The organism is Reyranella sp. CPCC 100927 (assembly GCF_007859315.1).
Lineage (GTDB): Bacteria > Pseudomonadota > Alphaproteobacteria > Reyranellales > Reyranellaceae > Vineibacter.
Genome location: NZ_VOHA01000023.1, coordinates 49,802 through 76,518, shown reverse-complemented (window position 1 = coordinate 76,518; position 26,717 = coordinate 49,802). Strand labels below are relative to the sequence as shown.

General features: G+C 66.4%; 30 protein-coding genes. 19 read left to right on the top strand and 11 right to left on the bottom strand.

The features are described 5' to 3' along the window. The first annotated feature begins 98 nt into the window (after nucleotides 1-98). The 3 genes from FQU96_RS34900 (at nucleotide 99) to FQU96_RS34890 (ending at nucleotide 3,167) form a co-directional block, all read left to right on the top strand. The gene (locus tag FQU96_RS34900) at nucleotides 99-641 is read left to right on the top strand and encodes a dihydrofolate reductase family protein (protein WP_146546024.1); all 543 of its coding nucleotides are present in this window, start codon (nucleotides 99-101) and stop codon (nucleotides 639-641) included. Nucleotides 642-896: 255 nt separating this feature from the next. Next, nucleotides 897-1,889 carry a molybdopterin-dependent oxidoreductase gene (locus tag FQU96_RS34895; RefSeq protein WP_146546023.1) on the top strand — a complete coding sequence of 331 codons (993 nt, stop codon included), beginning with the start codon at nucleotides 897-899 and terminating at the stop codon, nucleotides 1,887-1,889. Between the two features lie 102 nt (nucleotides 1,890-1,991). Next, nucleotides 1,992-3,167, top strand: coding sequence for a cobalamin-independent methionine synthase II family protein (locus FQU96_RS34890; protein ID WP_146546022.1), 1,176 nt, complete (start codon nucleotides 1,992-1,994; stop codon nucleotides 3,165-3,167). A gap of 329 nt (nucleotides 3,168-3,496) precedes the next feature. Here the strand turns inward: FQU96_RS34890 and alkB are convergent, their stop codons facing one another. Both alkB and FQU96_RS34880 read right to left on the bottom strand, forming a co-directional pair. Next, entirely contained in the window at nucleotides 3,497-4,150 is a 654-nt protein-coding gene (gene alkB, locus FQU96_RS34885) for a DNA oxidative demethylase AlkB (protein WP_146546021.1), read from the bottom strand. After that, the gene (locus tag FQU96_RS34880; protein ID WP_255468737.1) at nucleotides 4,150-4,503 is read right to left on the bottom strand and encodes a helix-turn-helix domain-containing protein; all 354 of its coding nucleotides are present in this window, start codon (nucleotides 4,501-4,503) and stop codon (nucleotides 4,150-4,152) included. The genes alkB and FQU96_RS34880 overlap by 1 nt, the downstream gene beginning before the upstream one ends. 77 nt (nucleotides 4,504-4,580) lie before the next feature. Between FQU96_RS34880 and FQU96_RS34875 the strand changes: the two genes are divergently transcribed. The 3 genes from FQU96_RS34875 (at nucleotide 4,581) to FQU96_RS34865 (ending at nucleotide 6,475) form a co-directional block, all read left to right on the top strand. Further along, nucleotides 4,581-4,958, top strand: coding sequence for a nuclear transport factor 2 family protein (locus FQU96_RS34875; protein ID WP_146546020.1), 378 nt, complete (start codon nucleotides 4,581-4,583; stop codon nucleotides 4,956-4,958). A gap of 116 nt (nucleotides 4,959-5,074) precedes the next feature. Continuing rightward, nucleotides 5,075-5,815, top strand: a complete 741-nt coding sequence (locus FQU96_RS34870) for an SDR family oxidoreductase (RefSeq protein ID WP_146546019.1) — start codon at nucleotides 5,075-5,077, stop codon at nucleotides 5,813-5,815. Between the two features lie 312 nt (nucleotides 5,816-6,127). Next, nucleotides 6,128-6,475: a hypothetical protein gene (locus tag FQU96_RS34865; RefSeq protein ID WP_146546018.1), complete on the top strand. Its 348-nt coding sequence runs from the start codon at nucleotides 6,128-6,130 to the stop codon at nucleotides 6,473-6,475. Between the two features lie 23 nt (nucleotides 6,476-6,498). Here the strand turns inward: FQU96_RS34865 and FQU96_RS34860 are convergent, their stop codons facing one another. Further along, nucleotides 6,499-7,626, bottom strand: a complete 1,128-nt coding sequence (locus FQU96_RS34860; protein WP_146546017.1) for an LLM class flavin-dependent oxidoreductase — start codon at nucleotides 7,624-7,626, stop codon at nucleotides 6,499-6,501. A 135-nt stretch (nucleotides 7,627-7,761) separates the two neighbouring features. On the opposite strand from FQU96_RS34860, the gene FQU96_RS34855 reads away from it, so the two are divergent. After that, on the top strand, nucleotides 7,762-8,604 hold the full coding sequence (locus tag FQU96_RS34855) for a DUF4846 domain-containing protein (protein WP_178130919.1): 843 nt from the start codon (nucleotides 7,762-7,764) through the stop codon (nucleotides 8,602-8,604). A 9-nt stretch (nucleotides 8,605-8,613) separates the two neighbouring features. Here FQU96_RS34855 and gcvA read toward each other — a convergent pair whose 3' ends face one another. Continuing rightward, nucleotides 8,614-9,546 carry a transcriptional regulator GcvA gene (gene gcvA / locus FQU96_RS34850; protein WP_146546015.1) on the bottom strand — a complete coding sequence of 311 codons (933 nt, stop codon included), beginning with the start codon at nucleotides 9,544-9,546 and terminating at the stop codon, nucleotides 8,614-8,616. Nucleotides 9,547-9,692: 146 nt separating this feature from the next. On the opposite strand from gcvA, the gene FQU96_RS34845 reads away from it, so the two are divergent. Together FQU96_RS34845 and FQU96_RS34840 are read left to right on the top strand one after the other, a co-directional pair. After that, nucleotides 9,693-9,917: a DUF1127 domain-containing protein gene (locus FQU96_RS34845; RefSeq protein ID WP_218574997.1), complete on the top strand. Its 225-nt coding sequence runs from the start codon at nucleotides 9,693-9,695 to the stop codon at nucleotides 9,915-9,917. Beyond that, entirely contained in the window at nucleotides 9,917-10,330 is a 414-nt protein-coding gene (locus tag FQU96_RS34840) for a GFA family protein (RefSeq protein WP_146546014.1), read from the top strand. Before FQU96_RS34845 ends, FQU96_RS34840 begins: the two co-directional genes overlap by 1 nt. Nucleotides 10,331-10,380: 50 nt before the next feature. Here FQU96_RS34840 and FQU96_RS34835 read toward each other — a convergent pair whose 3' ends face one another. Next, nucleotides 10,381-11,307, bottom strand: a complete 927-nt coding sequence (locus FQU96_RS34835; RefSeq protein WP_178130917.1) for a diacylglycerol kinase family protein — start codon at nucleotides 11,305-11,307, stop codon at nucleotides 10,381-10,383. Nucleotides 11,308-11,425: 118 nt separating this feature from the next. Between FQU96_RS34835 and FQU96_RS34830 the strand changes: the two genes are divergently transcribed. The 3 genes from FQU96_RS34830 to FQU96_RS34820 are packed head-to-tail and all read left to right on the top strand — an operon-like array spanning nucleotide 11,426 to nucleotide 14,079. Continuing rightward, nucleotides 11,426-12,598 carry a M20 aminoacylase family protein gene (locus FQU96_RS34830; protein WP_146546012.1) on the top strand — a complete coding sequence of 391 codons (1,173 nt, stop codon included), beginning with the start codon at nucleotides 11,426-11,428 and terminating at the stop codon, nucleotides 12,596-12,598. Nucleotides 12,599-12,606: 8 nt separating this feature from the next. After that, nucleotides 12,607-13,212 (top strand): DsbA family protein, encoded by a 606-nt coding sequence (locus FQU96_RS34825; protein WP_146546011.1) that lies wholly within the window; start codon nucleotides 12,607-12,609, stop codon nucleotides 13,210-13,212. 45 nt (nucleotides 13,213-13,257) lie between these two features. Beyond that, entirely contained in the window at nucleotides 13,258-14,079 is an 822-nt protein-coding gene (locus tag FQU96_RS34820; RefSeq protein WP_146546010.1) for an exodeoxyribonuclease III, read from the top strand. A gap of 6 nt (nucleotides 14,080-14,085) precedes the next feature. On the opposite strand, the gene FQU96_RS42900 is transcribed toward FQU96_RS34820, so the two are convergent. The 4 genes from FQU96_RS42900 to htpX form a co-directional block, all read right to left on the bottom strand. Continuing rightward, a complete protein-coding gene (locus FQU96_RS42900; RefSeq protein ID WP_255468735.1) occupies nucleotides 14,086-14,214 on the bottom strand; it encodes a hypothetical protein in 129 nt (42 codons plus the stop codon). Between the two features lie 852 nt (nucleotides 14,215-15,066). Further along, a complete protein-coding gene (locus FQU96_RS34815; protein ID WP_146546009.1) occupies nucleotides 15,067-15,555 on the bottom strand; it encodes a hypothetical protein in 489 nt (162 codons plus the stop codon). A 646-nt stretch (nucleotides 15,556-16,201) separates the two neighbouring features. Next, nucleotides 16,202-17,485 carry an RsmB/NOP family class I SAM-dependent RNA methyltransferase gene (locus FQU96_RS34810; protein ID WP_255468734.1) on the bottom strand — a complete coding sequence of 428 codons (1,284 nt, stop codon included), beginning with the start codon at nucleotides 17,483-17,485 and terminating at the stop codon, nucleotides 16,202-16,204. Between the two features lie 223 nt (nucleotides 17,486-17,708). After that, nucleotides 17,709-18,716: a zinc metalloprotease HtpX gene (gene htpX, locus FQU96_RS34805; RefSeq protein WP_146546007.1), complete on the bottom strand. Its 1,008-nt coding sequence runs from the start codon at nucleotides 18,714-18,716 to the stop codon at nucleotides 17,709-17,711. A 118-nt stretch (nucleotides 18,717-18,834) separates the two neighbouring features. Here htpX and FQU96_RS34800 point away from each other — a divergent pair, with 118 nt between their 5' ends. The 3 genes from FQU96_RS34800 to FQU96_RS34790 all read left to right on the top strand — a co-directional run bounded on the left by FQU96_RS34800 (nucleotide 18,835) and on the right by FQU96_RS34790 (nucleotide 20,664). Beyond that, nucleotides 18,835-19,029, top strand: coding sequence for a succinate dehydrogenase assembly factor 4 (locus FQU96_RS34800; RefSeq protein ID WP_146546067.1), 195 nt, complete (start codon nucleotides 18,835-18,837; stop codon nucleotides 19,027-19,029). A 153-nt stretch (nucleotides 19,030-19,182) separates the two neighbouring features. Next, nucleotides 19,183-19,518, top strand: a complete 336-nt coding sequence (fdxA, locus tag FQU96_RS34795; RefSeq protein WP_146546006.1) for a ferredoxin FdxA — start codon at nucleotides 19,183-19,185, stop codon at nucleotides 19,516-19,518. A gap of 279 nt (nucleotides 19,519-19,797) precedes the next feature. Further along, nucleotides 19,798-20,664 carry a CarD family transcriptional regulator gene (locus FQU96_RS34790; RefSeq protein WP_255468731.1) on the top strand — a complete coding sequence of 289 codons (867 nt, stop codon included), beginning with the start codon at nucleotides 19,798-19,800 and terminating at the stop codon, nucleotides 20,662-20,664. 57 nt (nucleotides 20,665-20,721) lie between these two features. Here FQU96_RS34790 and FQU96_RS34785 read toward each other — a convergent pair whose 3' ends face one another. Beyond that, nucleotides 20,722-22,002 carry a hemolysin family protein gene (locus FQU96_RS34785; RefSeq protein WP_146546005.1) on the bottom strand — a complete coding sequence of 427 codons (1,281 nt, stop codon included), beginning with the start codon at nucleotides 22,000-22,002 and terminating at the stop codon, nucleotides 20,722-20,724. Between the two features lie 86 nt (nucleotides 22,003-22,088). On the opposite strand from FQU96_RS34785, the gene FQU96_RS34780 reads away from it, so the two are divergent. The 3 genes from FQU96_RS34780 (at nucleotide 22,089) to FQU96_RS34770 (ending at nucleotide 25,148) form a co-directional block, all read left to right on the top strand. Further along, nucleotides 22,089-22,607 carry a MaoC family dehydratase gene (locus FQU96_RS34780; protein ID WP_146546004.1) on the top strand — a complete coding sequence of 173 codons (519 nt, stop codon included), beginning with the start codon at nucleotides 22,089-22,091 and terminating at the stop codon, nucleotides 22,605-22,607. A 93-nt stretch (nucleotides 22,608-22,700) separates the two neighbouring features. Then, a complete protein-coding gene (locus FQU96_RS34775; RefSeq protein ID WP_146546003.1) occupies nucleotides 22,701-23,879 on the top strand; it encodes an acyl-CoA dehydrogenase family protein in 1,179 nt (392 codons plus the stop codon). 111 nt (nucleotides 23,880-23,990) lie between these two features. Then, the gene (locus tag FQU96_RS34770; protein ID WP_146546002.1) at nucleotides 23,991-25,148 is read left to right on the top strand and encodes a CaiB/BaiF CoA-transferase family protein; all 1,158 of its coding nucleotides are present in this window, start codon (nucleotides 23,991-23,993) and stop codon (nucleotides 25,146-25,148) included. Nucleotides 25,149-25,159: 11 nt separating this feature from the next. On the opposite strand, the gene FQU96_RS34765 is transcribed toward FQU96_RS34770, so the two are convergent. Then, nucleotides 25,160-25,672, bottom strand: coding sequence for a DinB family protein (locus tag FQU96_RS34765; RefSeq protein ID WP_146546001.1), 513 nt, complete (start codon nucleotides 25,670-25,672; stop codon nucleotides 25,160-25,162). 113 nt (nucleotides 25,673-25,785) lie between these two features. On the opposite strand from FQU96_RS34765, the gene FQU96_RS34760 reads away from it, so the two are divergent. Then, nucleotides 25,786-26,670 carry a LysR family transcriptional regulator gene (locus FQU96_RS34760; protein WP_255468730.1) on the top strand — a complete coding sequence of 295 codons (885 nt, stop codon included), beginning with the start codon at nucleotides 25,786-25,788 and terminating at the stop codon, nucleotides 26,668-26,670. Nucleotides 26,671-26,717: the final 47 nt, after the last annotated feature.

The following is a 26,717-nucleotide window of genomic DNA, read 5'->3' as shown; positions in this document are numbered from 1 at the left end:
CTAGGGCGGGACACTCGTGCTCCAGGAACCGGCTCTGGATCCCGCACTGCGCTTGGGATGACAGCGAGGAACGGGCTGCGCGCGAGGAGGATCGCCAGATGGTCAGCGGACACGTCTTCATCGGCACCAGCCTCGACGGCTTCATCGCCCGCCCCGACGGCGACATCGCGTGGCTCGACACCCACGCCGGCACGAACGAGGACCATGGCTACGCCGCCGTGATGGCACTGGTCGACGGCCTGATCATGGGACGCGCCACCTATGAAAAGGTGCTGACGTTCGGCGACTGGCCCTACACCAAACCCGTCATCGTGATGAGCACATCCCTTTCCGAAGCGGCGTTGCCGCATGATCTCGTGGGCAAAGTGCGGCTGAGTGCGGAGTCCCCGAAGGCACTGATGGACCGGCTGGCGCAGGAAGGCTGGCGACACGCCTATGTTGACGGTGGCAAGCTGATCCAGTCGTTCCTGCGTGCGGACCTGATCGACGACATGATCATCACCCGCCTGCCCGTGCTTCTGGGCACAGGCATCCCGCTCTTTGGTCCGCTGGAGAAGGATATTCCCCTGCGCCACGTCGAGACGACGGCATTCGCCTCGGGGCTCGTCCAGTCGAAATACGCCATTGCCCGCCGGCCTTGACATGGGGTCCCCACCTCACCCTGAGGAGCGAGCGCAGCGAGCGTCTCGAAGGGTGGGCAACCGCGCATCTGGTGCGGCAGCGGCTGGAATGATCAGACGCGTTTGTAGCCCATCCTTCGAGACGGCCGCTGCGCGGCCTCCTCAGGATGAGGTTGTGCAGCACCGTATGCGGTCACCCTCCCTCGAATGGAACCGTCGGGTTGAACTGACCGGTGCCAGATCCGATATCACGGCGACACTGGTTGGAGAGCGGCCATGATCGTTGGCTACGCCCAAACCACGGGCGTTCGGGATATCCGCTGCAGGCTCCAGGCGCTCCAAGGCTTCATCACGCCTGAAGAGCATCTTTTCGTGCTGGCCCACGTCAGCGTTCCGCTCATCGACCAGTCGGCCTGGCGTCTGCGCATTGACGGGCTGGTGGAGCGACCACTGCACCTGTCGTTCGACGACCTGATCCGGCGGGACAGTGTCGCCGTGACCGCGTTTCACAAGTGCGCCGGCACGCCGACGGTCGATCCCGAGCCGACGCCGGATCGGACCGGAAATGTCATGTGGCGTGGTGTTCGATTGAGGGACCTTGTTGAAGAAGCAGGGCTTCTCGCAGACGCAACGCATATCTGGGCGACCGGCGCCGACGGCGGCACGTTCCAGGGCCACCCCATCACGGCCTACCAGAAGGACGTGCCGCTGGCCAAGGCGCTGGCCCCCGAGGTGCTGGTTGCCTGGTCGATGAACGACCATGCCTTGAGCACCGAACGCGGCGGGCCTGTTCGTCTCGTGGTGCCGGGTTTCTACGGCACCAACTCGGTCAAATGGCTGACGGCGATCACTGTCGCCGATCGCCGCGCCACGGGCCCCTTCACCACGCGGTGGTACAATGACCAGATCGCCACCCGCGACGGCCTGATCGCGCGCCCAGTCTGGGCGGTCGCACCGGATTCTGCGATCATCGCTCCCGATCACGACACGGCATCGCCATCCGACCGGCCGCTCGACATCAAGGGCTGGACCTGGGGGGCGGCGGAAATCGTCTCGGTCGACGTCAGTCACGATGACGGAAAGACATGGCTTGCCGCCACGGTCGCCAAGAGGGTCGACTTCTCATGGCAGGCGTTCTCCGTGACAGTGCCCCATCTCACATCGGGAGATCATCGCCTGCTGTCACGCGCCACCGACAGCACAGGTCAAGTTCAACCGCTGGGCAGCGCCCGCAACGCAGCCGTGGCAGTGAGCGTGACGATCACTTGAGCTGATTCACCTGCAAACACGGTCGCGCTTCACCGCAGCGTCACACACCTTCGTTAAGAAAATCGTGGTGGCGACACCCAATTTCTTTTGCGGGAGGAGACGATGCGACGCAGCCGCGACCGCATCCTTACGACCCATGTCGGCAGCCTGCCGCGCCCGCCGGACCTTGAGGCCCTGCTGCTTGCCCGCGAGCAGGGCACGCTGGACGACACCGGGCACGGCACGCTGCCGACCCAGGTCAGCGATGCGGTGATCGACATCGTGGAGCGCCAGGCCCAGGTCGGAATCGATGTCGTCGATGACGGCGAGATGAGCAAATACGCCTATGCAACGTATGCCCGCGATCGCCTGACCGGCCTTGACGGCGCCGATCAACCTCTGGCGCTGTCGGAACTGGCGGAGTTTCCAGCCTTCGCCCAGCGCATCCGGCTGGAAATCAAGACTCCGGCCTGTGTCGGTCCGGTCCGCTATCGCGGCGAGCGTGCGCTACAGGCAGACATCGATAATCTGAAGCAGGCGATGGCGCGCGCACATGTCGACGAGGCGTTCATGTGCGCGTCGTCGCCGGGCATCATGGCGCACTACATGCCCAACCACCACTATCCAACGCAGGAAGCCTACCTCTTTGCGCTGGCCGATGCGATGAAGCACGAGTACGACGCCATCTTCAGGTCCGGCATCCTGCTGCAAATCGACTGCCCGGACCTGGCGCTGGGACGCCATTTCCGCCCCAAGCCGCTCGACGTCGCGTCGTTCCGCAAGGAAATCGGATTGCACATCGAGGTTTTGAATCATGCGCTGCGCGACATCCCGGCGGAGCGGATGCGCCTGCACCTGTGCTGGGGCAACTACGAATCACCGCATCATCACGACATCGACCTCGCCGAGATCTTCGATCTCATCGCGCTCGTGCGCCCGATGGCGCTGCTGGTCGAGGCCGCCAATCCACGCCACGCACACGAGTGGCGTTTCTTCCGTGACACCAGGCTGCCCGACGACAAGATCATCGTGCCGGGCGTCATCGACACCTGCACCAACTACATCGAGCATCCCGAGGTGGTGGCGCAGCGCATCGAGCAGTACGCCGACGTGGTGGGACGCGATCGCGTCATCGCAGGCACCGACTGCGGCTTTGCCAGCTTCGCCACCTTGCACACCGTCGATCCCGACATCGCCTGGCGCAAGCTCGAGGCGCTGGTGCAGGGCGCCGAGATCGCATCGGGACGCTTGTGGCGGTCGCCCGTGGCCGCGGGATCCAGGACTGCGGTGTCGCCATAGCCCCGCGATGGGCAGGCCGGCGGCTCATCGCATGTCCGGCGGCTGCCCCACGGTCAAGATCAGGGCACCAACACCCACGAGGCCGAGCACGCCGAGCCATATCGGCCCGACGCGGAACCCGTAGAACGTCCCAGCCACGCAGACAGCCCCTGCCAGACCCTTCACCACGCTCAGCCACACGACGCCAACCCCACGACCCACTACCGCAACGCGCAGGTTGTGCCCCGGCACAGTGCTGCACGTCAACTGATGGGCCGCGTCGGCATCGATCCGCGCCGGGCGCCACGGCGGCGCGGCCGCACGCGCCGGCCATCGTTGGCCGCAGCGACCTACAGCGCCTTGCGCATGGTCAGGTTGAACCGAAGGCGGCCGGTCGATGGATGTTCGCCATCGGCCAGCGGCGCGACGCCGTGGAAGGCCAGCCGCGCCGGGCCGCCCCAGACGACAACGTCGCCGTGCTCCAGGCGATAGCGGCGTGGCCGGTCGCTGCGCTCGGCGCCGCCGAACAGGAACACCGCCGGCAGGCCGAGCGAGACGGAAACGATGGGCGCCGTGAAATCCCGCTCGTTGCGATCCTGGTGCAGCGACAGGCGCGTGCCGGGTTCGTAGCGGTTGACCAGGCAGGCATCCGGCACGAACCCGCCATATCCCGCTGCCGCCGACGCACGGCGCGCGACCCGCATGAAGGCCTCGGGCAGTTCGGGCCATGCCTGGCCGGTTTCGGGATCGATGCCATCGTAGCGATAGCCCTTGCGGTCCGTCAGCCAGCCGGCGCGACCGCAGTTCGTCATCGCCACCGACATCGTGAACCCGCCTGGCGTGATCATGTTGCGGAAGGGCGCACGGGCGATGACGCCATTGATCGCGCGCAGCAGTGCCGGCGCCTCCTTCACGACAAGACCACGCAGCAGGACAGCACCATCCGCCAGGGCTTCACATTCCGGCGCTCCGACCTGTTCGCCGAAGAGGTCGCGGGTGCTCATCAGGACGCTGTCCGGCTCCACGCCTCGATGCGATCGAGAATGGACACGAGGCCTTGCCCGCGCCGCGTCAGCCGATAGCCGACAGTTCGCGGAAAGACCGCCAGCGCTTCGCGCTCGACAAGCCCTCGTTGCTCCAACCCGGCCAGCCGTTCCGCCAGGACCTTGGACGAGATACCCGGCAGCAGCGCTGCAAGCTCGCCGTGGCGCTTGGCGCCGATCGACAAGTGCCACAACACCAGGGCGTTCCACCGGTGACCGAGAAACTCGAGCCAATCCTCGACCGGACACTCGACAGGCCGCCGCGGCGAAGGCTCATCGCGCGCCACGACCAGCTTGCGGACCATGCTTGACATCGCTGCTGTCCTTCCCGTTTGGAAAGTGCTGAACACGCGTGATTTCCTGGCCGGTGATTGGAACCACGGAGAACCCGATGTTCAAGGTCACCGCACCGGCGCAGATGAACGAAACGTTTGCCCGGGCTGTCAACAGCCGAAACCTTCAGGCCGTCCTGTCCCTGTTCGAGCCGGATGCGGCGCTGCGCATCGGCGATGCCACGCTGCGCGGCCACCAGGCCATCAGCCGCGAATTCGAGACGCTGCTGGCCCTGCCCGGCGCGATGACGTCGCGCAACAATTTCTGCATCGAGCATGGCGACATCGCGCTGCTGCGCGCCGACTGGATCATCGCCCATGATGGCCAAGTGATTGCCCGCGGCAACTCCGCCGAGATTGCGCGCCGCCAGCCTGACGGCACGTGGCTGTATATCGTCGATCATCCTGCCGGTGCTGCGCTACCACCGGTCGCCTGACGATTCACTCCGCTTTCCGCTGCCGAATCAAAAAAGGATTGAGCGCAAAGGCCGGAGAGAAGACAGCGCCTCCGATCGACATCTTCACGTCCCTACAGACAACGAAGGACGTCGACATGTCGAAACTCGATGGCAAGGTGGCCCTGGTGACCGGCGGCGGCCGCGGCATTGGCGGCGCGATCGCGCGCCGCCTGGCAGAGGACGGCGCCGACGTGGCGCTGACCTATCTCAGCTCGCCGTACAAGGCCCAGGAGGCGGTGGTCGCCATCGAGGCCATGGGACGGCGCGCACGGGCCTATGCGGTGGACTGCGCCGATCCCGCCGCCGTCCACGACTGGATCGGGCGGGTCGTTGCCGACTTCGGCCGGCTCGACATCCTGGTGAACAACGCCGGAATCCACATCGCCAAGCCGCTCGGCGATTTCACCCTGGACGATTTCGAACGCATCATCGCCGTCAACGTGCGCGCGGTCTTCGTCGCGACCCAGGCGGCGGCCGTCCACCTGCGCGACGGTGGCCGCATCATCACCATCGGCAGCGTCAACGCCGATCACGCACCGGCACCCAACACCGGCCTCTACGCCATGAGCAAATCGGCACTGGTCGGCCTGACCAAGGGGCTGGCGCGCGACCTGGGGCCAGGGGGCGTGACCATCAATCTGGTGCATCCCGGGCCGATCGACACCGACCTCAATCCTGCCGACGGGCCGTTCGCCGACACGCTGCGCGGCATGCTGGCGATCCCACGGTATGCCGCACCGGGTGAGGTCGCCGGCCTGGTCGCCTGGCTGGCCAGCGCCGAGAGCGCCTTCGTGACCGGCGCGACGCTGACCATCGACGGCGGCTACACCGCCTGACGCGGCGGCGTGCGATTTACCTTCCCCCGACGCCGCGGCGCTGAGCACACTGTGTCCAGCGCGCGGGGAGGTATCGCACATGGCTACGTATGATGAAGAACAGCTTCATGGTGAGCCTATCGAACCATGAAGCGATTCGCATCACCGCCGTGTACACGGGACTTCATGGTTCGACAGGCTCACCATGAAGCGAGGACACGGCGTTGGCTGTCTGGGGCGATATTTGCCGGAGCAGCGCTGTGTGCGACCACCCTCGGCCTGCCGGCTTTCGCGCAGGGCGGCGGGCCGCGTGACATCGGCCCGGGCGACCCGTTGCGCAAGGTTCTGCTCGACGCATTGCGCCCGACAGTGGAGACGGATCTTGGGCAGCCGGTGCAGTTCGTCGTGCGCACGCTGCGCGTGCAGGGCGACTGGGGCTTCGCCGTGGTCATGCCGCGCACCAAGGACGGCCGCGAGATCGACTACAGGAAGACCCGCCACGCGCAGCGTATCCGGGACGGCGTCTTCGACGGTGGCACGGTCGAGGCCTTGCTGCACAACCAGGCCGGCCGATGGACGGTCAGGGACTTCGCCGTCGGACCGACCGACGTCTATTACGCCGGCTGGCCCGACAGGTTCGGTGCACCCTATCGCCTGTTCGGCCTGACGAAGCCCGACTGACTGCGAACGATCAGCGCTGCACCCTACTCCGCCGCCTGTGCGAAGCGCAGGTCGGGCAATGCCTCGGCGCAGTCGACGTCCTCGTCGACCGCGAACCGCTTCAGTTCGGGCAGTACCTCGCGCGCGAACAGGGTCATGTTGTGCACCGCTTCGTCGTGCGGCATGCCGGCATAGGAGAATACCGGCACAAAGCCCTTGTTGGCGGTCTGCTCGTGGATCTTCATGATCTTGCCGTAGACCTGCTCGGGGGTGCCGTAGACCTGCAGTTCGGCGAAGAACTCGATCGCCTTCTCGTCGCCGTAGACCGCCAGCTTGTCGTTCATCTTGGCGTAGTATTCGTAGCCCTTGGTGTTCTTGATGTGCTCGCCGGCGAACTGGTAGTGGTCGAGCACGGTGCGGTAGTAGCCGCCGATGTATTTCATCGCCATCTCACGCGCACGCTCGGCGCTGGTGTCGACGAATGTCCAGCCGGCCGAGATCGGCTTGGGCGCCGGCACGCCGTTGATCTCCTGGAACAGCCTGTTGTACTCGCCCAGCTCCTTCTCGACCTCCCGCCAAGGCTTCTGCGGGATGATCAGCAGGCCAACGCCCAGCTTGGCCATGATGCGGGCGCTCTCCGGCGACACCGCCGCGGCGTAGGTGCGGCCACGGAAGCTCTTGAACGGCGCCGGCCGGATGCCGGCCCGCGGCTGCTTGTAGAACTTGCCGTCATATTCCATGTAGCCGCGCTCGAGGCCTTGCAGCAGCGCCTCGCCGTATTCGACGAAGCGCTCCCGGCTTTCGCCCATATCGATGCGGAAACCGTCGAACTCGACCTTGCCGGCGCCGCGGCCCAGACCCAGGATCATGCGGCCGCCCGACAGGTTGTCGAGCATCGACACTTCCTCGGCCACCCGCATCGGATCATGCCAGGGCAGCACCACCACCATCGACCCCAGGCGCAGCGTCTTGGACTTGCCCGCCATGTAGGACAGGAACTGCACCACGTCGGGGCACATTGTGTAGTCGGTGAAATGGTGTTCGACCGACCACACCGACTGGAACCCCATCGGCTCGGCCATTTCAGCCAGCGCCAGATCGTTCTGGTAGATTTGCCGATCGGTCAGGTGCTTGTTGGTGTTCTGAAAAATGACGGCCATTCCGACATGCATGGCGTTCCTCCGCCCGATTTCCATGATTCGGGCATCATGGTAAACGTGCGTTTACCCCTTGGCGAGTCGCGAGTCCCGGCACCCGGGCATGGCTGCCGTATTTCCGACGCATCCGCGCGGCATAGAGCAAACCCCATGATTTCACGTCGTTTTCTGCTGTTCGCCGCCGCCATGGCGGCCCTTCCCGCCACGGCCTGGTCGCGGACCAATCCGGCGCCGGCCCCCGAGTGGCTGGCCGGGCCGGCGCTGGAAGCGCTGACGGACCGGTTTCCGCCGCCGCCCGGTTTCCAGCGCCTCAACATCGCCGAGACGAGCTTCGGCGCCTGGCTGCGCGAACTGCCGCTGAGGCCGGCCGGCGAGTCGGTCCGGCTCTATGACGGGCGCGTCAAGCCGGACCAGAGCGGCGTCGCGGCCGTGATCGACATCGATGTCGGGCGCACGAACCTGCAGCAATGCGCCGATGCCATCATCCGGCTGCGCGCTGAATATCTGCGCGCGATCAAGCGGACGAACATCGCCTTCCATTTCACCAGCGGCGATCTCTACGGCTATGCCGACTGGCTCGCCGGACGGCGGCCCCTGGTCAAGGGCAACCTCGTCAACTGGATGTCGGTCGGCGCACGGCCCGACACCCGCCGCGGGTTTCGCAGCTGGCTCGACATCATCTTCACCTATGCAGGTTCGGTATCGCTGCAGCGCGAACTCACAATCCTACGCGACGCCAATGCCATCGAGCCCGGCGACGTGCTGATCCAGCCCGGCATGCCCGGCCACGCCGTCCTGATCGTCGATGTCGCCGTGAACGCCGCGGGCGAGCGGCGGGCCCTGCTGGCACAGAGTTTCATGCCGGCGCAAAACATCCATGTGCTGAACAATCCGTCGGGTGGCGTCTGGTACCGCATCGCGGGCGAAAAGGAGATCGCCACGCCGGATTGGAAGTTCGCGCCGGCCGATCTCAGGCGGTTCCCCCCGCAGTAGCGCGGCCCGCTATCGGCCCGCCACCGCCTGGAGCTGCCGGCCAGACGCCGGCGGGCCCAGCTTCGCCTCCCGTTCGAGCTCTTCGTCGAGCCAGGCACGAAACGCCTTGATCTTGGGGCGTTCGGCCGTGGTTGCCGGACAGACGAACCACCAGGCCTTGCCGCTCTCGACGACCTGCGGGAAGGGCTGGAACAGGCGTCCCTCCTCGATCTCCTCGCGGAACAGGTCCGGCGGCCCCAGGGCGACGCCGGCGCCCTCGATGGCCGCCTCGACGGCGATCTTGGTCGAGTCGAAAGCCATCGACCGGCGCGGTTTCAGCGACTGCAGACCCATCGCCTCCAGCCAGATCGGCCATTCGGGCAGAAAGGCGGTGTCGATCAGCGGCACCTTGCGCAGGTCATCGAAGGTCTTCAGCCGATCGCGGTAGCGGCGGCCGCACAGCGGCGTCAGCACGTCGTTGAACAGCTTCATGGCGAACAGGCCGTCCTCCGGGCGGGCGGCGAAGCGCACGGCCGCGTCGATGTCCTCGCGCCCGAAATCGACCGCGTCGCGCGTCGTGGTCATGCGCACCTCGATGTCGGGGTGCTTGGTCTGAAAGCGGTGCAGCCGCGGCACCAGCCAGGCCAGCAGGAAGGTCGTCACCAGGCTGATGGTCAGCACCCGGGCGCTGGCCTGGCGGCCGACCCGGTCGAGGGCCAGGGCCATGCGGTCGAAGGCATCGCGCAGGTCAGGCAGCAGGGCCTCCCCTTCCGCCGTCAGCGCCAGGCCGCGGGCCAGGCGGCGAAACAGTGCCACGTCGAGCCGATCCTCCAGCGCCTTCACCTGATGGCTGATGGCTGCCGGCGTCACGCTGAGTTCGTCGGCCGCGGCAACGAAACTGCCGTGCCGGGCGGCGGCCTCGAAGGCGCGAAGCGCATTCAGCGGCGGCAGGGTGCGCGCCATGGGGATACCCCGTTGGATGAGAAAATCTGTGTCAGAGGACAAGAAAGCATCGTTTGTGACGGAAGCGCAAGAGCACCATGTTACCGATAACGAGGCGGTGATGAGCCGGGAATTGTCCCGATACAATGCCTCAGTGGAGTTGAGCCATGGCTTTCATGGCGGACACCTATCTCGAAACCTCGGCAGCCGCTGGCCGGCTGTTCGCCCGCATCTTCACCCTGCCCGGCATCGGGCTGGATCGCCTGCAGTCGCGGCTTGAGATGGCGCGCTCGCGCCGCATGCTGCTGACGCTCGACGATCGCATGCTGGCCGATGTCGGCCTTGACCGGGCGACCGCCCGGACCGAAGGCGAAAAAGGCTTCTGGCGCTAATGACGCCGCCGGCGGCCGGTGGATGCCAGTGCGGTGCGGTCCGCTATCGGCTGACCGCGCCCGCGACATGGACCGGTTATTGCCATTGCCGCATGTGCCAGCGCGCCCATGGCGCGCCGGCGGTGGTGTGGCTGACCGTGCCGTCGGACGGCATCGTCTTCGACCGCGGCGCGCCGCAATGGTACCGTTCCAGCCCTGAGGCCGAGCGCGGCTTTTGCACGATGTGTGGCAGCCCGCTGGCCTGGCGGCCGGTAGCGACACGGGGTGACGATCCCGGCATCGACATCGCGGCCACGACGCTCGACGACTCCACCGCCGTGGCGCCGCAGATGCATCTGTGGTGTGACAGCGCCATGCCCTGGCTGGCGATCGATGACCATTTGCCCCGCAAACCGCAGGGCCGCGCGAGCTGAGTTGAAACTGTCATCCTGCGCTGCGCTCGGGATGACAGCGATCTCAACCACTACAGCACCGGTACGCGCAGCAGACGTTCCAGAACAGTGACCGTGAGCGGCAGATTGCCGATCGTCTCGCCGTCCACGTCGACCAGGGTTTCCACATCGCAGTCGAAGCGAAAGCGCCGCCCGCGCCGCAGGCTCACTTTGGGATGCCGGATGTGGCGACCGTCGTACAGGCCGGGCATGACCTTGAAGAGGATCTCGGCGCGGCTGAGCGCACCGAACGCCACGAAGTCGAGACATCCGTCGTCGATGACGGCACCAGGCGCCAGTTTCATGCCGCCGCCGCCGTTCTCGGCGTTGGCGATCATGCCGGTGAAAATCGTCTGCTCGGTCGCCGGCTCGTCGTCCGCCTGCACGCGCACGCGGCGCGGCTGGTAGGTCATCGTCACGACAGGTGTCATGAGGAAGTAGGCGACCTGCCCTAGTTTCTTGAGCCATCGCGATGCCGACGTGCGATGGCTGATGGTAGCGGCACCACCGAAGCTCGCCACGAGATAGCCGTAGCGGGTCGCCGGTGCGCCCTCCAGGCCCCGGCAGTCGGTGCGCAACACATCGATCAGGCGGGTGTGCCCCGAGGCGACTGCCTGCACCGCGCCATCGGGCGCCGCCAGGAAACCCAGCGCCCGGCACAGTTCGTTGGCCGTACCGAGCGGGACCGGGCACAGCATCGCATCCGGTGCCAGCAGGCGGTCGTCCGCAACGAGGCCGTTCAGCACCTCGTTCACGGTACCATCGCCGCCGGCGGCGATCAGGCGCAGGCAACCGTCGGCCACCGCCGCGCGGGCGAGCGCGGTGCCATGCCCCGGGCTCGACGTGAACACGACATCGAGCGGGCCCAGGACGGCCTCGAGTTTTTGCTGCCATACCGGCCAGCGCCGCTGCGCACTGCCCTTGTTGGCCAAGAGATTGACGATGGCCCTGGTCTTCATGCTCCTCCGGGCGGTGCGCTCTTGGGGCGTATCCGCCCTGCCAGCGTAACACCTGTCGCACGGCCCGGCGCGTGCGCTAGAGTGCCGGCCGATCTGCCCTCGCTGACGGGATTTCGTGATGACCATCGATCCGCGCATCGCTGCCTTCGCCGACGACCTGACCACCTGGCGCCGCGACATCCACGCCCATCCGGAGCTCGGCTTCGAGGAAGAGCGCACCAGCCGGATCGTCGCCGACAAGCTGCGGGACTTCGGCTGCGAGGTCACCACCGGCATCGGCAAGACCGGGGTCGTCGGCACCATCCGGGTCGGCAACAACCCGCGCGCCGTCGGCCTGCGGGCCGACATGGACGCGCTGCCGATGGACGAAACCAACACCTTCGACCATCGCTCGCAGCACGCCGGCCGCATGCATGCCTGCGGCCATGACGGCCATACCACCATGCTGCTGGGCGCGGCGCGCTATCTCGCCGCCACCCGCAACTTCGACGGCACGGTGCATTTCATCTTCCAGCCGGCGGAGGAAGGCCGCGGCGGCGCCGAGGCCATGGTCAAGGACGGATTGTTCGAGAAGTTTCCCTGCGAGGCCGTGTTCGGCATGCACAACCGGCCCAAGCTCGATGTCGGCAAGTTCCAGATCCGCTCCGGCCCGATGATGGCCGGCGGCGGCCTGTTCGACATCCATATCAAGGGCAAGGGCGCCCATGGCGCGCGGCCGGAGAGCGGCGTCGATCCGGTGGTGATCGGTGGCCATATCATCACGGCGCTGCAGACCGTGATCTCGCGCACCATCGCGCCCATCGACTCGGGGGTGATCAGCATCACCCAGATGCATGCCGGCGACGCGTACAATGTGATCCCGGAGACAGCCGTGCTGCGCGGCACCGTGCGCGCCTTCCGCAAGGAAGTGATGGCCACCATCAAGGAGAAGATCGAGCGCATCGCCAGCGGCATCGCCGGCAGCCTGGGCGGCGAGGCAAAAGCCGACGTGCGCGTCGTGTTCCCGCCCCTGGTCAACGACCCCACCGAGGCGCAATGGATCGGCGACGTCGCCGCCGGCATCGTCGGCGAGGACAACGTCAACCGCAACGGCAGCTATGTCATGGCGTCGGAGGATTTCTCCTACATGCTGGAAAAGGTGCCGGGCGCCTTCATCCTGATCGGCAACGGCGGCGGCGAAGGCGGCTGCGAGGTGCACAACCCGGGCTACGACTTCAACGACACGGCCCTGCCGCTGGGCGCCACCCTGTGGGCCCGCGTGATCGAAACGCGCCTGGCCAAGCAGGACTAGTGCCGGCGATGGCGAAGACGGTTCTGCTCTACACCGACATCAAGAGCCCTTACGCTTTCGTCGCCAAGGCGCCGGCGTACCAACTGGTCGAGGACTACGACATCGCGCTGCGCTGGCTGCCGTATACGCTCGACATCCCGTCCTATCTCGGCGCCGTGGATGACCGTTCGCCCCACCACTGGCGGCGGGTGCGGTACTCGTACATGGATGCCCGGCGCTACGCCAACAAGCAGGGCCTTGTCCTGAAGGGGCCGGAGAAGATCTTCAACTCGCGGCCGGCCCAGATCGGCATGCTGTACGCCGAAGGACAGGGCGTCCAGCGCGCCTATCTCGACCTTGCCTTCGAGCTGTTCTGGAAGCGCGCGTTCGACATCGAGGACGTCGACGTCGTGGCCTCGGTGCTGCAACGCGCCGGCGCCGACGCGAACGGCTTCGCCGCGTTTGCGGCGAGCGAGGGCGGCACGACGCACGACCGGATCCGGGCCGACGCCGAAGCGGCCGGGGTCTTCGGCGTGCCGATGTTCGTCATCGACGGCGAACTGTTCTGGGGCAGCGATCGCATCGATCTGGTGCGCGAGCAGCTCGATACGCTGGGTGTCCGCCGACGCCCGTAGTATCACCACCACAACCTCTCCCGCCGTTCCGACGATCACACCCCCATGCCCCTCACCGTTGCGACCTGGAACATCAACTCGGTGCGCCTGCGCATCCTCAACGTCACCCGCTTCCTGAAAAAAGAGAAGCCTGACGTCCTGTGCTTGCAGGAGACCAAGTGCCCGGACGATCTTTTCCCGCACGGCGCCTTCGACAAGCTGGGCTATACGCACCGCCTGGTGCACGGCATGAAGGGCTACAACGGCGTGGCGATCATCAGCCGGGTGCCGTTCACGGGCACGGCCATTCACCACCGTTGCGGCAAGGAGGACTGCCGGCATGTCCGTGCCTGGCTCGACACGGGCGGCGATCCGATCGTGGTCGACAACCTCTACATCCCGTCCGGCGGTGACATTCCCGACCCCCAGCAGAACGTGAAGTTCGCCCACAAGCTCGATTTCTATCGCGAGATGGCCGACTGGTTCACGGCCGATGCGCCGAAGAAGGGCGCGCGGCTTGGCAAGCGATCGATCGCGGTCGGCGATCTCAACGTCGCGCCGCTGGAGCACGACGTGTGGAGCCACAAGCAGCTGCTCGATGTGGTGTCACACACACCGACCGAGGTCGCGCTGTTCGCCAAGATGATGCAATCGCGCGACTGGATCGACGTGCCGCGCCGCTTCGTTCCGGCAGACCAGAAGCTCTACAGCTGGTGGAGCTACCGCAATCTGGACTGGCGCAAGTCGGACCGGGGCCGTCGACTGGATCACATCCTGGCAACGCCGGCACTGGGCGGTGCGATCACCGGCTACCGCATCGCCAAGGACACGCGCGACTGGGACAAGGCCAGCGATCACGTCCCGGTATTGGCGACCTTCGCCATTTGACGCCGGTCAGAGACGCGCCAGCAGGCTTACCCAGGCGAGAACGGCCATCGCGGTCGCCGCGGTAAAGCCGAAGGTGATGGTGGCCAGGCGGCGCGTGGCGGAGTCGAAGCGCACTGCCACCGCTGTCTTACGCATCCCGCACGCTCTTCTGTTTTGGTTTGCCGGTCCCGCTTCGATGCCGACCGGCCGCCGTCTACCCGATCGTGACCAGGTAGACACAGCCGACCAGCAGCGCCATCGCCATGGCGGTATCCCAGTGCAGCCCGATCAAATTGCGCATTGTCATTCTCACCCACCGGCAAGCTGCGGCCACGCGAACGAGCGATCGGGCGGTTCACCCTGGTCTGCGCCTGATTGTGACGGGCCGCGCGCGCCGGTGCCTTTCCCGGTGCACCTCGCTGCGCCTGCCTCATCTCCCCGGTCGCATGATCGTCTCTCGACGATCGGCGTCGGGCGCAAAACCCGTTGGACGGAACAGCCGCGCCTGCGCGCTCCCCGCCCGATCGCTCAACCCCTACAACCAGACACGCCTTCATCGTAAGCGCCGGACCCTCGTTCGGCGCCTCGTCAAGCGTTACTCAACGCTTACATCCAGAATGGACACAATCTAACGCAGGACCCGAATTCCGTCAAAGCTAAACGTCAATACAACGTGAAAGATGTCTGTGAAATAAGTCGCATTTCAGCATGAAACGCGCTCCCGACCGACGACGCCAAGGCACATCCAAGTGCTTGGAAAAGCGATAAAATCGACGCGCACTGGACCTGTTCGGTTGGCGGAGAAGAGCGAAGGCTGTGGGGTACCGATCGCCCCTCTCCCGCCACCCGCAGCGCACATTGAACTCTGCCGCGGGACTGTCTGCTCCGGACCACAGGGGATGGCGTCACGAACCGCGCATGACCGAAACGGCTCGGTGGGCTGACCTGCTACCCGACAGCATGTGTGGAGCGCGGGGCAGAGCGATCACCGCCGCCCCGCGACCGTGTCTATCCGGTGTACCCGGCGAAGACGAAAGCGCCGGCACCGCTGCGGGCGCTGGTGTCCCACGTGAACAGCTCGGGGCGTCGTTGCCCTGCCTTGGCGGCGCTGTTCCACAGAACGACGTCAGCGATGGTTCGGGGATCAAAGACGATGCTGGCCGTACCGATGGTAATCGTGGCCAGTGCCGGCCCCGCGCCGGCGCCATAGGTGACGCAAACGTCGCCGGCAGCCGCCGAAGGACTGCCCAGTTCAGAGCCGATCAGCGACGGGCACGTATTGTTCGCCGCGTCACCGTCGGCATCGCCGCAGTTCCACAGCACGATGTGGTTTACACGCCCGCCAGCTGGCGACGCGCCCTCGATGCGGCGCGCGTAATTGTCGGTACTGCCGACGTAGTACCAGTCTTCGTCGATGCACGGGCCATGGGCACTGTTGCCGATGGCCATGTCGGCGATCTCAATATCCACGACACTGGAGCGATTGCGGACAGCCATGCTCCCCTTCCTCGGATCGATCCGGAACTGCTGTTTCGACGGTTTGCCGCCGCACAACAGTCTTTTCGTTCCTGACTTATTGTTTTGCCGTAAGCAGGGAAGAACGCTGCGGTTGCCGCCGATCTGCAGCCCTCCGTCGAGGTGGCACCTCGCCCGCCGTCGCTGAACCCACCCGCCACACCGTCGAAGAGAGAGAGGAGAGACGATCGGTGTCGAGGTTGTGCTCGGCGCCCTGTGCGCATCAGACGGTTCCAACCAACCGCGACGAGCGAGGGTGCTTCGGTGAGGGGACGCTGACGCAGTTCACCACTGCGTCGATCAGCGAAACCGCAATCCTCCCATACCCTTGATTGAATGGCCGGACCGAATGGACGGGTCCGGTACGCCCGATCAACTCGCAACCACTTTTATGGGTGCACCGCATCGTTCGGTCGGTGCCTGTGCCGTTATCTCGGACACGAAAACGTTGTACTTTTTCGTGATTGAAATGTCAAAGAAAGTTTCCAAATTGGACGGAAAAACATCCGATCGTGGCGCTGTTTTCCCAATAATTGCAACAAAATCAATTCACTGGGCCACGTCAAAACCCCGTTAGCGACGCCCTGAATGCTACTAATCTTGGTGATATCAGGTTGCAAAAATCGACTTACCCACGCCGACGCAATCGGGCGATGAAAAAGCCGTCCATGCCACCGCGTGACGACCAGAAGGAGGGCGACGTCCGGACGTCACCGTCGGGCGTCAGCGCCTCACCGAGATCGGGCAATTCGTCGGCCTCGACCGGTAGACGGTCCAACGGCAACGTCCGCACCGCTGCCGCGACGCGCTGCGGCCCTTCCTCCGGCTGAAGCGAGCAGACGGCATAGACCAGCGTGCCGCCCGGCCGCAGCATCTCGGCGGCAGCCACCAGCAGGCGGTCCTGCACGACCGCCAGGCGCGCGATATCGGCCGGCCCCTTGGCGCGCGCGATATCGGGATGCCGGCGCAGGGTCCCGGTGGCGCTGCAGGGCGCATCAAGGAGCACGGCATCGGCCGCCGCCGCCGGCCGCCATTGCGCCGCATCAGCCGTCACCAGGTCCGCCGCGACACCGACGCGGCGCGTGTTGTCCGCCAGCCGTTTCATGCGGCGGGCCGACAGGTCGACGGCCGTGACCTGCGCCCCGCCCGCCAACAGTTGCAGGGTCTTGCCACCCGGCGCAGCGCACAGGTCGATCACGACCCGACCGCGCAGATCGCCCAGCAGGCGCACCGGCAGTGCCGCCGCCGCGTCCTGGATCCACCAGGCGCCCTCGGCGTAGCCCGGCAGGTCTTCGATGCGGCCGCCGGCGGCCCGCCGCAGGCTGCCCTGGGGCAGGATCTCGGCGTCCAGCCGGCGCGCCCATGCGTCGGCCGATGCCGGGTCGCGCAGGCTGAAATCGAGCGGCGCTTCGCGCAAATGCTGCTCGGCCATGGCCCGCGCCGTCGCCTCGCCGTAGGCTGCCACCCACGACTGCCAGAGCCAGTCGGGCGTATTCAGCCGCCCGGCGTCGGCCGGCGGTACCATCGCGGCGCGCTCGCGCGACAGCCGCCGCAGGACACCGTTCACCAAGCTTTTGAAGCGGTCCAGGGGTGAACCCGCCACCAGCCGCACCGATGTATCGACCGCGGCGTGCGCCGGCGTGTCGAGGAACAGCAACTGGGCGACACCGATCCGCAGCGCGTCGATAACCTTGTCGGCATCCTCGGGCAGCGGCTTCTCCAGGCAGCCCGCCAGCACCGCATCGATCTCGCCGAGCCGGCGCAGAACCGTAGCGACCAGCAGGCGCACGAACGCGCGATCCCGCGGGTCCAGCGGCGCGAAGCCGGGATGGCGGGTAATCGTTTCTTCCAGCGGCTGGGCCTGGCGCAACACGGACTGCAGGACAGCCAGCGCCACGCGCCGGCTGGCCATCAAATCACCGCCTGGTCCGGAGGCTGACGGAGGAGTCGGCATGGACGATGGGTTATCCCTTCGCGCCGGCGACTCACATCGCGGCGCATCAATGGTCTCGTGCGGGTGTCGTTATAGGGGACTTGCCGCGTTGGCCAGCGGCACGTGCGACGATGCCCCGGTCCCGCGACGTGCGGGGCCGAGGCATCCGAGCATCAATGCCGGTGACGGCGGCGATCCGGCGTCAACCCCAGGGGCCGCGGCGCGGTGCGCGCTGCACCGGGCCGGTCTCCCAGGGGCGGCCGCGCCCACGCGCGGGCGGCGGTGCCGCTCCCCACGGGCCGGCACCGGCCGCGGTGGGACGCGGTGCATAGGCATCGCCACCGGACGTCGCGCCGGCCATGTGCTGCAGGCGGGCGATGCGGTCCTCCATCGACGGGTGCGTCGAGAACAGGCTGGCGAAGCCGCCACCGGACAGCGGGTTGACGATGAACAAATGCGCCGTCGCCGGATTGCGCTCAGCCGGTTCGTTGACGACGCCACCGCGCGCCAGCATCTCGAGCTTGCCCAGCGCCGAGGCGAGCCACAGCGGATTGCCGCAGATCTCGGCGCCGCCGCGGTCGGCTTCGTATTCGCGGCTGCGGCTGATCGCCATCTGCACCAGCGACGCCGCCAGCGGCGCCAGGATCATGGCGGCCAGGCCGCCGATCATGCCCAGCCCACCGCCGCCGCGGTCGCCCTCGTCACGGCGCCCGAACAGGGACTGGAACATGAAGATCTGGCCCAGGGCGCCGATGGCGCCCGAGATCGTCGCCGCCACGGTCATGGTGAGCGTATCGCGATGCTTCACGTGCGCCAGTTCGTGCGCCATCACGCCGGCGATCTCCTCACGCGACAGCCCGTTGAGCAGGCCGGTGGTCGCCGCGACGGCGGCCTTCTCCGGCGAGCGCCCGGTGGCGAAGGCGTTGGGCTGGTCGGTGTCGATCAGGTAGACGCGCGGCATCGGCAGGCCGGCGCGCTGCGCCAGCTGCTGGACAATGCCGTAGAAAGCCGGCGCATCCTGGGGCCCGACCTCGCGGGCGCCATACATCCGCAGCACGATGCTGTCGCTGAACCAGAACGACGCCGCGTTGCCGACCACCGCAATCACCAGTGCGATCAGCATGCCGCTCTGGCCGCCCAGCGCGTAGCCGACAACCAGGAACAGCGCGGTCAACGCCGCCAGCAAGAGACCGGTACGAATGTAGTTCATCAAAACCCTCCATCGCGGCACCGTCACCAGGAGGGCGCCCGCGACAGCATCAGACATGGGCACAGCACCACCGCGATCAAGCCTTGGCAAGGCAGCCGCCGGGGGCCATATCCGAGAGATGGGCGTAACGTCACAGACCCCTCTTCCCACCGCCGAGAACACGGCGGGCGACCGTGCGACGCCGGCGACCGCGCAGCCGCAGCTGACGGCATCCCCGACGCCGCCCCGACCGACGGAAATCGGTGGTCCGCCCGGTCCCGAGCCCACGCGCTACGGCGACTGGCAGTTCAACGGGCGCGTCACGGATTTCTAGAATGTCCGCACATCCGGGGATTGGTCGGTTGCGGCGCGCGACCTGCGGGTGGCGAGCATTGCCCGTATGCAAATTGTCGAGCGTCCTTGCGCACTGCAACAACGCAGGCTAAGAGCGCGCACGCCTTGTCTTCCGGTCTCCGTGGAGCCGTCTATGGCCTATGTCGTCACTGAAGCTTGCATCAAGTGCAAGTACATGGATTGCGTTGAGGTTTGTCCGGTCGACTGCTTCTACGAAGGCGAGAACATGCTCGTCATCAATCCGGACGAGTGTATCGACTGCGGCGTGTGTGAGCCCGAATGTCCGCCCGAGGCGATCAAGCCCGATACCGACGGGGACCAGGAGCGCTGGCTGGAGGTCAATCGCGAATATTCGGCCAAGTGGCCAAATATTACCCGTAAAGGCGACGCGCCGGCTGATGCCGAAACGTTCAAGGGTCAACCGAACAAGTTTGATACGTTGTTCAGCCCGGAGCCGGCCAAGCGCTAATCACCCGAAGCGGTGAGTCGCTCATCAATTTTTATCAAGCTCTGCAAGCCCTGCATGGCTTGACGAGCCCCTCTGCGCGCCAAGCGTTGCTATTTTGCAACATTGGCCGCGACTCCAGCGTTACTTTGTGGTATTAAAACAATTGCATGACGGCGGTTCGAGGGGACCACCGCACGCCCGATCTCACCGGTCGGTCTCAGCCAGAGTTTGCTGGGGGAACGAAGACACCGCTACAGGCGGAGGGGATCGTTCGTCCTTTGCGTATGTGTAGTGGGGTGCGTGGCTGAAGACAAGATCAGAGTTCGGAATCGCGATTTGGGACGCGGCGTGCAGGTTCTGGAATCGACGGCGGCCAAAGCAGGTGAAGAGGGACCCGAGATGGCCACGAAGAAGAGTGTGACTGCGGCCAAGATTCGTGCCGCGGCCCGGGCGTCGGCGAAGAGCGCCGGCAAAGCCAAGCCTGACGCCCGTACAAGGCTCGTGGCGCGAGGGAAGAGCGACGCCCGCAGTAAGATAACTGCAACCAAAGTGAAGAGTGAGATGAAGAGCAGCAAGTCCCCCGCCGTGAAGTTGGCAGCAGACAAGCCCGCGGCAGCCAAGCCCGCCGTTCCCGTCGTCAAGGCTCCCGAGCCGAAGGCGTCGGATCTGGTGTTCGACAAGGGCGATTTCGTCGTCTACCCGACCCATGGCGTTGGCCGTGTGGTCGATATCGAGGCGCGTCAGATCGCCGGCCACAAGCTCGATCTGTTCGTGATCTCGTTCGAGCAGGATCGCATGACCCTGCGCGTGCCGGTGGCCAAGGCCAAGATCTCGGGCCTGCGCAAGCTGAGCTCCCGCAAGATCATGGACAGCGCACTCACGACGCTGAAGGGCCGCTCGCGCGTCAGCCGCGCGATGTGGAACCGCCGCGCCCAGGAGTACGAAGCCAAGATCAACTCGGGCGACCCGGTGTCGATCGCCGAGGTCGTGCGCGACCTGCACCGCAATGCCGGCCAGCCCGACCAGTCCTACAGCGAGCGCCAGATCTACGAGGCGGCGCTGGACCGTCTGGCCCGTGAACTGGCCGCCGTCGAGCGTATCGACAAGGATACCGCGACGCAGAAGCTGCAGGGCGTGCTGAACACCATGCTGAAGCAGGCCGCCTAAGCGCGCCGCGTCTTCGGCTGACAGCGAGGGCGGCCCACGGGCCGCCCTTCGTGTTTTCTACCCTGTCTTCGCCACCAGCACCTGGTCGATCCGGCGGCCGTCCATGTCGACGACCTCCAGGCGCCAGCCGTCGATCACGATGGCCTCGGCCACGGCCGGGATGCGCCGCATCTCATGCAGGATCAGGCCGGCCACGGTGTGATAGTCGCGGTCCCGGGGCAGCGGCACACCCAGCGTATCTTCCAGCACTTCGACGGCCAGCGCGCCGCTGACCAGCCACGACCCGTCGGCGCGCGCCACCACTTTCGGGTCGTCGTCGGCGGTGACCGACACCGCACCGCCGCGCACGGCCCGGCGGGCGTCGGCCGGTGTCACGACCCCTTCGCTGTGACCGTATTCGTCGATCACGAGGCCCAGCGCGTCGACGGCACCGTGCAGGCGGTCGAGCGCCTCCAGCGCATCCAACGTGTCGGGCAGCAGGATGGGCTGGTGCAGCATGTCGCGGATCGGCTTGGCGCCGCCGCCCAGGCGGTCGAGCAGGAAATCGCGGACATGAAGCACGCCGACGACATTGTCCGCGCTGCCTTCGCAGGCGAGCAGCCGCGTCCGCTCGGAGTCGCGGATGGCCGCCAGGAGAACCGCATCGGCGGCGGCCACATCGACCCACTCGATATCCAGCCGCGGCGTCATGATGGCGCGCACCGAGATATCGGCCAGCCGCATGACGCCGGCCAGCATGCGGCGCTCGTCGGGGTCGACGGTGCCGGCCGACTCGGCTTCGGCGATCATGGCGCGGATTTCTTCCTGGGTGACGTGCTGGCGTTCACCGGCGCGGCCGAACAGCCGCAGCACGGCGGCCGACGACCAGTCGAGCAGCACCACGGCCGGCGTCGCGATCTTCGCCACGATGCTCATCGGTCCCGCCACGCCGGCGGCAATGCGCTCGGGCGAGCGCAGCGCGAGCTGCTTGGGCACCAGTTCGCCGATGATGAGCGACAGGTAGGTGATCGCAGCCACCACCAGGCCCAGCGCGACATTGTCGGCCGTCTTGGCCGGTACGCCGTAGCCGACGAGCGCTTCCGCCAGCCTGGCCGACAGGTTGGCGCCGCTGAAGGCGCCGGCCAGCACGCCGATCAGGGTGATGCCGATCTGCACCGTCGACAGGAAACGCCCGGGCGCATCCGCCAGCGCCAGCGCCTGGCGCGCACCCCGGCTGCCGCGATCGGCCAGCGGCTTCAGCCGCGCCCGACGCGACGACACCACGGCCATTTCCGACATCGACAACAGCCCGTTGATGACAATCAGGACGATGACGATGGCCAACTCGACGGCAATCATGACACTCCTCTCGACAGGCGGACCCGGCCGCTTGCGTTCACCGCGACCCGGTGCCGTAATCGCCAGTATACAGGATGGAGGAACGCATGGTCGCGACGGCGCGGCCTGTGGGCGCGCGGCGCACCCGCGAATCCTACGGGCGCTATTATGAGGATTTCGAGGTCGGCGACATCTACGAGCACCGGCCCGGCCGCACGATCTCCGAAGCCGACAACACCTGGTTCACCCTGCTGACCATGAATCAGCATCCGCTGCACTTCGACAAGGAGTACGCACGCCACAGCGAATTCGGCCAGCCGATCGTGAATTCGTGCCTGACCCTGTCGATCGTAGCCGGCATGTCGGTATCCGACGTCAGCCAGAAGACCATCGCCAATCTCGGCTGGACCGACATCAAGATGCCGGCGCCGGTCTTCAACGGCGACACGCTGTACGCCGAGAGCGAGGTGCTGGCCAAGCGCGAGTCGCAATCGCGGCCGACGGCCGGCATCGTCACGGTGAAGACCACCGCCCACAAGCAGGACGGCAGCCGCGTGATGGAGTTCACGCGCCAGATGCTGATCCCCAAGCGCGGGCATGCGGTCGACGACAAGGCGAACTACTAATCAGCTTCATGGTGAGCTTGTCGAACCATGCACCGCGGTTAGAACGGCCCTCATGGTTCGACAAGCTCACCATGCAGGCATATGAGCGCTGACATGACCCAATCGACAGATCGTCTCGACAACGAAGCCGTGACGCCGGAAGAGGAGGCGCAGATCCTCGACTCCGTGCGCAAGTGGTTGGCGCGCGACGTGAAGCCGTACGCCCGTCAGCTCGAGCACGACGATGTCTGGCCGGCCGACATGGTGGCGCAGATGACGGCGCTTGGCCTGTTCGGCGCCACGATCCGCCGCGCCTATGGCGGGCTCGGCCTGGGGGCGTCGACCTATTCCAAGATCGTAACCGAGGTCGCCGAAGTCTGGATGTCGCTGTCCGGCATCTTCAACTCGCACCTGATCATGGCGTCGGCAGTGCAGCGCTTCGGCAGCGAGGCGCAGAAGAACCGCTATCTGCCCAAATTCGCCAGCGGCGAGATGCGCGGCGGACTGGCGCTGACCGAGCCCGACTGCGGCACCGACCTGCAGGCGATCCGCACGCGCGCCGTGCGCGATGGCGATCACTACGTGATCAACGGCACCAAGACCTGGATCTCCAACGGCATCCACGGCCACTGCGTCGCAATCCTGGTGAAGACCGAGGACGTCGAGCCGCGGCACAAGGGCCTGTCGATGTTCCTCGCCGAGAAGGGGCCTGGCTTCACCGTCAGCCGCAAGCTCGAGAAGCTGGGCTACAAGGGCATCGATTCGGCCGAGCTGATCTTCCAGGACTACCGCGTGCCGGCCGCCAACCTGATCGGCGAGGCCGAGGGCAAGGGCTTCGTGCACACCGCGGGCGGCCTGGAGCTGGGCCGCATCAACGTCGCGGCCCGCGGCGTCGGCGTCGCCACCGCGGCGCTGAAGGCGGCCGCCGGCTACACCCAGATCCGCAAGACCATGGGCAAGCCGATCCACCAGCACCAGGCGATCGCGCTGAAGCTCGCCGACATGGCCACGCGTGTCGAGGCGGCGCGGCTACTGGTCGAGCAGGCGGCCAAGGCCTACGACGACGGCCGGCGCTGCGACATGGAGGCCGGCATGGCCAAGCTGTTCGCCACCGAGGCGGCGCTGGAGAACGCCACCGAGGCGCTGCGCATCCACGGCGCCTACGGTTATTCCAAGGAGATGGACGTCGAGCGCTACTACCGCGACGCGCCGCTGCTGTGCATCGGCGAAGGCACCAACGAGATCCAGCGGCTGATCATCGCGCGGCAACTCATCGAACGGAATCCGGTGTGACCAAGGTGCCACCCCGAGCGCAGCGAGGGATCTCTGCGATTGGCGTGCCGTGTCTCTTCCGCGGGAGATCCCTCGCTGCGCTCGGGATGACATGTCTGTAGGAACCACCCGATGAAGCTCGACGGCATCAAAGTCCTGGATCTGTCTTCCTTCCTGCCCGGCCCGCACCTGACGATGATGATGGCCGACCACGGCGCCGACGTGATTCGCATCGAGCCGCCGACCGGTGAGCCGACGCGGCAGATCGGCGTGCGCGAGGCCGGCACCACCGTCTATTTCCGCAACACGCAGCGCGGCAAGCGCAGCCTGGTACTCGACCTCAAGCAACCCGCGGCAGTCGAGATCTTCATGCAGCTGGCCGAACGCGCCGATGTGATCGTCGAGTCGTTCCGCCCCGGCGTGGTCGATCGGCTGGGTGTCGGCTATGACGCGGTGAAAGTGCGGGCGCCGCGCGTGGTCTACTGCTCGATCTCGGCCTACGGCCAGGACGGCCCGTCGCGCGACCGGCCCACGCACGATCTCGGCATCCAGGCCGAGGTCGGCCTGCTGGCGGCCAATCTCGGATCGGACGGCGCGCCCGCCATGCCGGCGGTGCCGGCAGCCGATGCCACGGCCTCGCTGATGGCGCTCAACGGCATCCTGATGGCGCTGCTGCGCCGCACGCAGACCAGTCGTGGCGACTACATCGACATCGCCATGATGGACACGCTGCTGGCCTGGATGCCCAACGTGATGGGCCCGACGTTCGCCGAGAACCGCATGCCCAATCCGCGCCACGAACGCACGTGGGGCGGGCATGCGATGTACAACATCTACGAGACGCGCGATGGCCGCCATCTCGTGCTGGGCGGCTCGGAGCTGAAATTCACCCGCAACCTGCTGGCCGATCTCGGCCGACCCGACCTGGTGGCGCTGTGCCAACAGGGCCCTGGCCCGGTCGAGGACCCGGTGCGCGATTTCTTGCGCACGACGTTCCGCCTGAAGACCCTGGCCGAGTGGCAGAACTGGTTCGCCGGCCGCGACATCTGCTTCTCGCCGGTCCGGGACATGGTCGAGGCGACCCTCGATCCGCACGTGGCGCACCGCCGGATGGTGGTGACCGACGACCGCGGCCTGAAGCACCTCGGTATCCCCATCAAGTTCCGCGACGAGCCAGGGCGCATCAACACCCACTGGCCTGAGCTGGGCGCGCATGGTCCGCAGATCCTGCGCGAGCTGGGTTACACCGACGACGACGTCGCGCGCCTGCAAGGCCAGAACGTGATCTGAAGCGCCGGCCTCTAGATGCCGGGCAGCGGTTTGATCACGCGGTGCAGATCGAGAACCGGCGTGCGCTTGCCCAGGCCCAGCTGAGACAACAGCGCATGCGCCTGGCCGCGATGATGTGTCTGGTGATTGAAGAAGTGCGGCACCAGCAGCAAGGGCTGGTCCTCGAACACACGGCCTTCGTTGTTGATGTAGCGCACCGGGCGATTCCAGAAGTCCGCGGAGGCCGTGGCAAAAAACGCCTCGATGCGCGCATCCATGACTGTGCGGGCAGCGCGTAGCGCATCGAAGGCGTCGAACAGAATCGCATCGAGGTTGGTCGACGGCGCCGTTTCACCGGCGAAGCGGGCCATCCAGATGCGATCACCCAGCAGCAGGTGATTGAGGGTGCCGTGCAGGCTGCCGAAGAACGCACCGATATCGCGCTCGCGGGTGGCGGCGTCGAGCCCGGCGCAAGCATCGTACAGTCGTTCGTTGGCCAGTGTGTTGTAGCGGGCGTACTGGCGCCAAAGGCCGGATTCGGTCATCGCCTATTCCCACCATCATGCTAATTCAGGATTGATTCGCGTGGAATAGACGTCAAGATTGGGACCGTTGTGAATTTCGGTCAATAATCAGGGTAATGGACCGGATCGGCGACATGACGGCGTTCGTGAAGGTGGTCGAGGCCAACGGCTTCTCGGCCGCCGCGCCGCAGCTTGGATTGACGCCGTCGGCGATCAGCAAGCTGATCACGCGGCTGGAAGAACGACTGGGTGTGCGGCTGTTCAACCGCACGACCCGCAAGCTGGCGCTGACCGAGGCCGGTGAAGCGTTCTACCGCGACGCCGCGCGCATCATCGGCGACGTCGAAGCGGCCGAGGCCGCCATCGGCCAGCGCGGCGGCGAGGCGCGCGGGCTGCTCAAGGTCACGACATCGCTGGCGTTCGGCTCGCACCAGATCCTGCCGCTGGTGCCGGAGTTCCTGAAACTGCACCCCGGCATCGAACTCGACCTGTCGTTCACCGACCGGGTGGTCGACCTGGTGCAGGAGGGCTTCGACGTCGCCTTCCGCATCGGCGTGCTGGCCGACTCCAGCTTCGTGGCCCGCAAGGTCGGCGAGGATCGTCGTATCGTGGTGGCGGCACCCAGCTACCTCGCGCGCCACGGCGAGCCGGCGCATCCCAACGACCTGGCCGGGCACAACTGCCTGGGCTTCCGCGATCGCATGTACATGAACCGCTGGCCGTTCGTCATCGACGGCGAGTTGCGCGAGACCCAGGTGCGCGGCAACTGCCGCGCCGACGACGGGGACATGCTGTTCCATCTCGCCGAGGCCGGTGTCGGCATCGTGCGACTGACCCGCCTCACCGTCGCCAAGGCCATCCGCGAAGGCCGCCTCAAGCAGGTGCTGACGCCGTTCACACCCGACGACACGATCCCGATCCACGCCGTCTATCCGCACCGCCGTCTGCTGCCGCCCAAGGTGACGGCGTTCGTCGATTTCCTGTCGGCCAAGTTCGAACCACCGCCGTGGGAGATGTGAGCGCAGCGGCGCTGTCAACCGCTTGCCATATTCAGGGTTGAAATTGC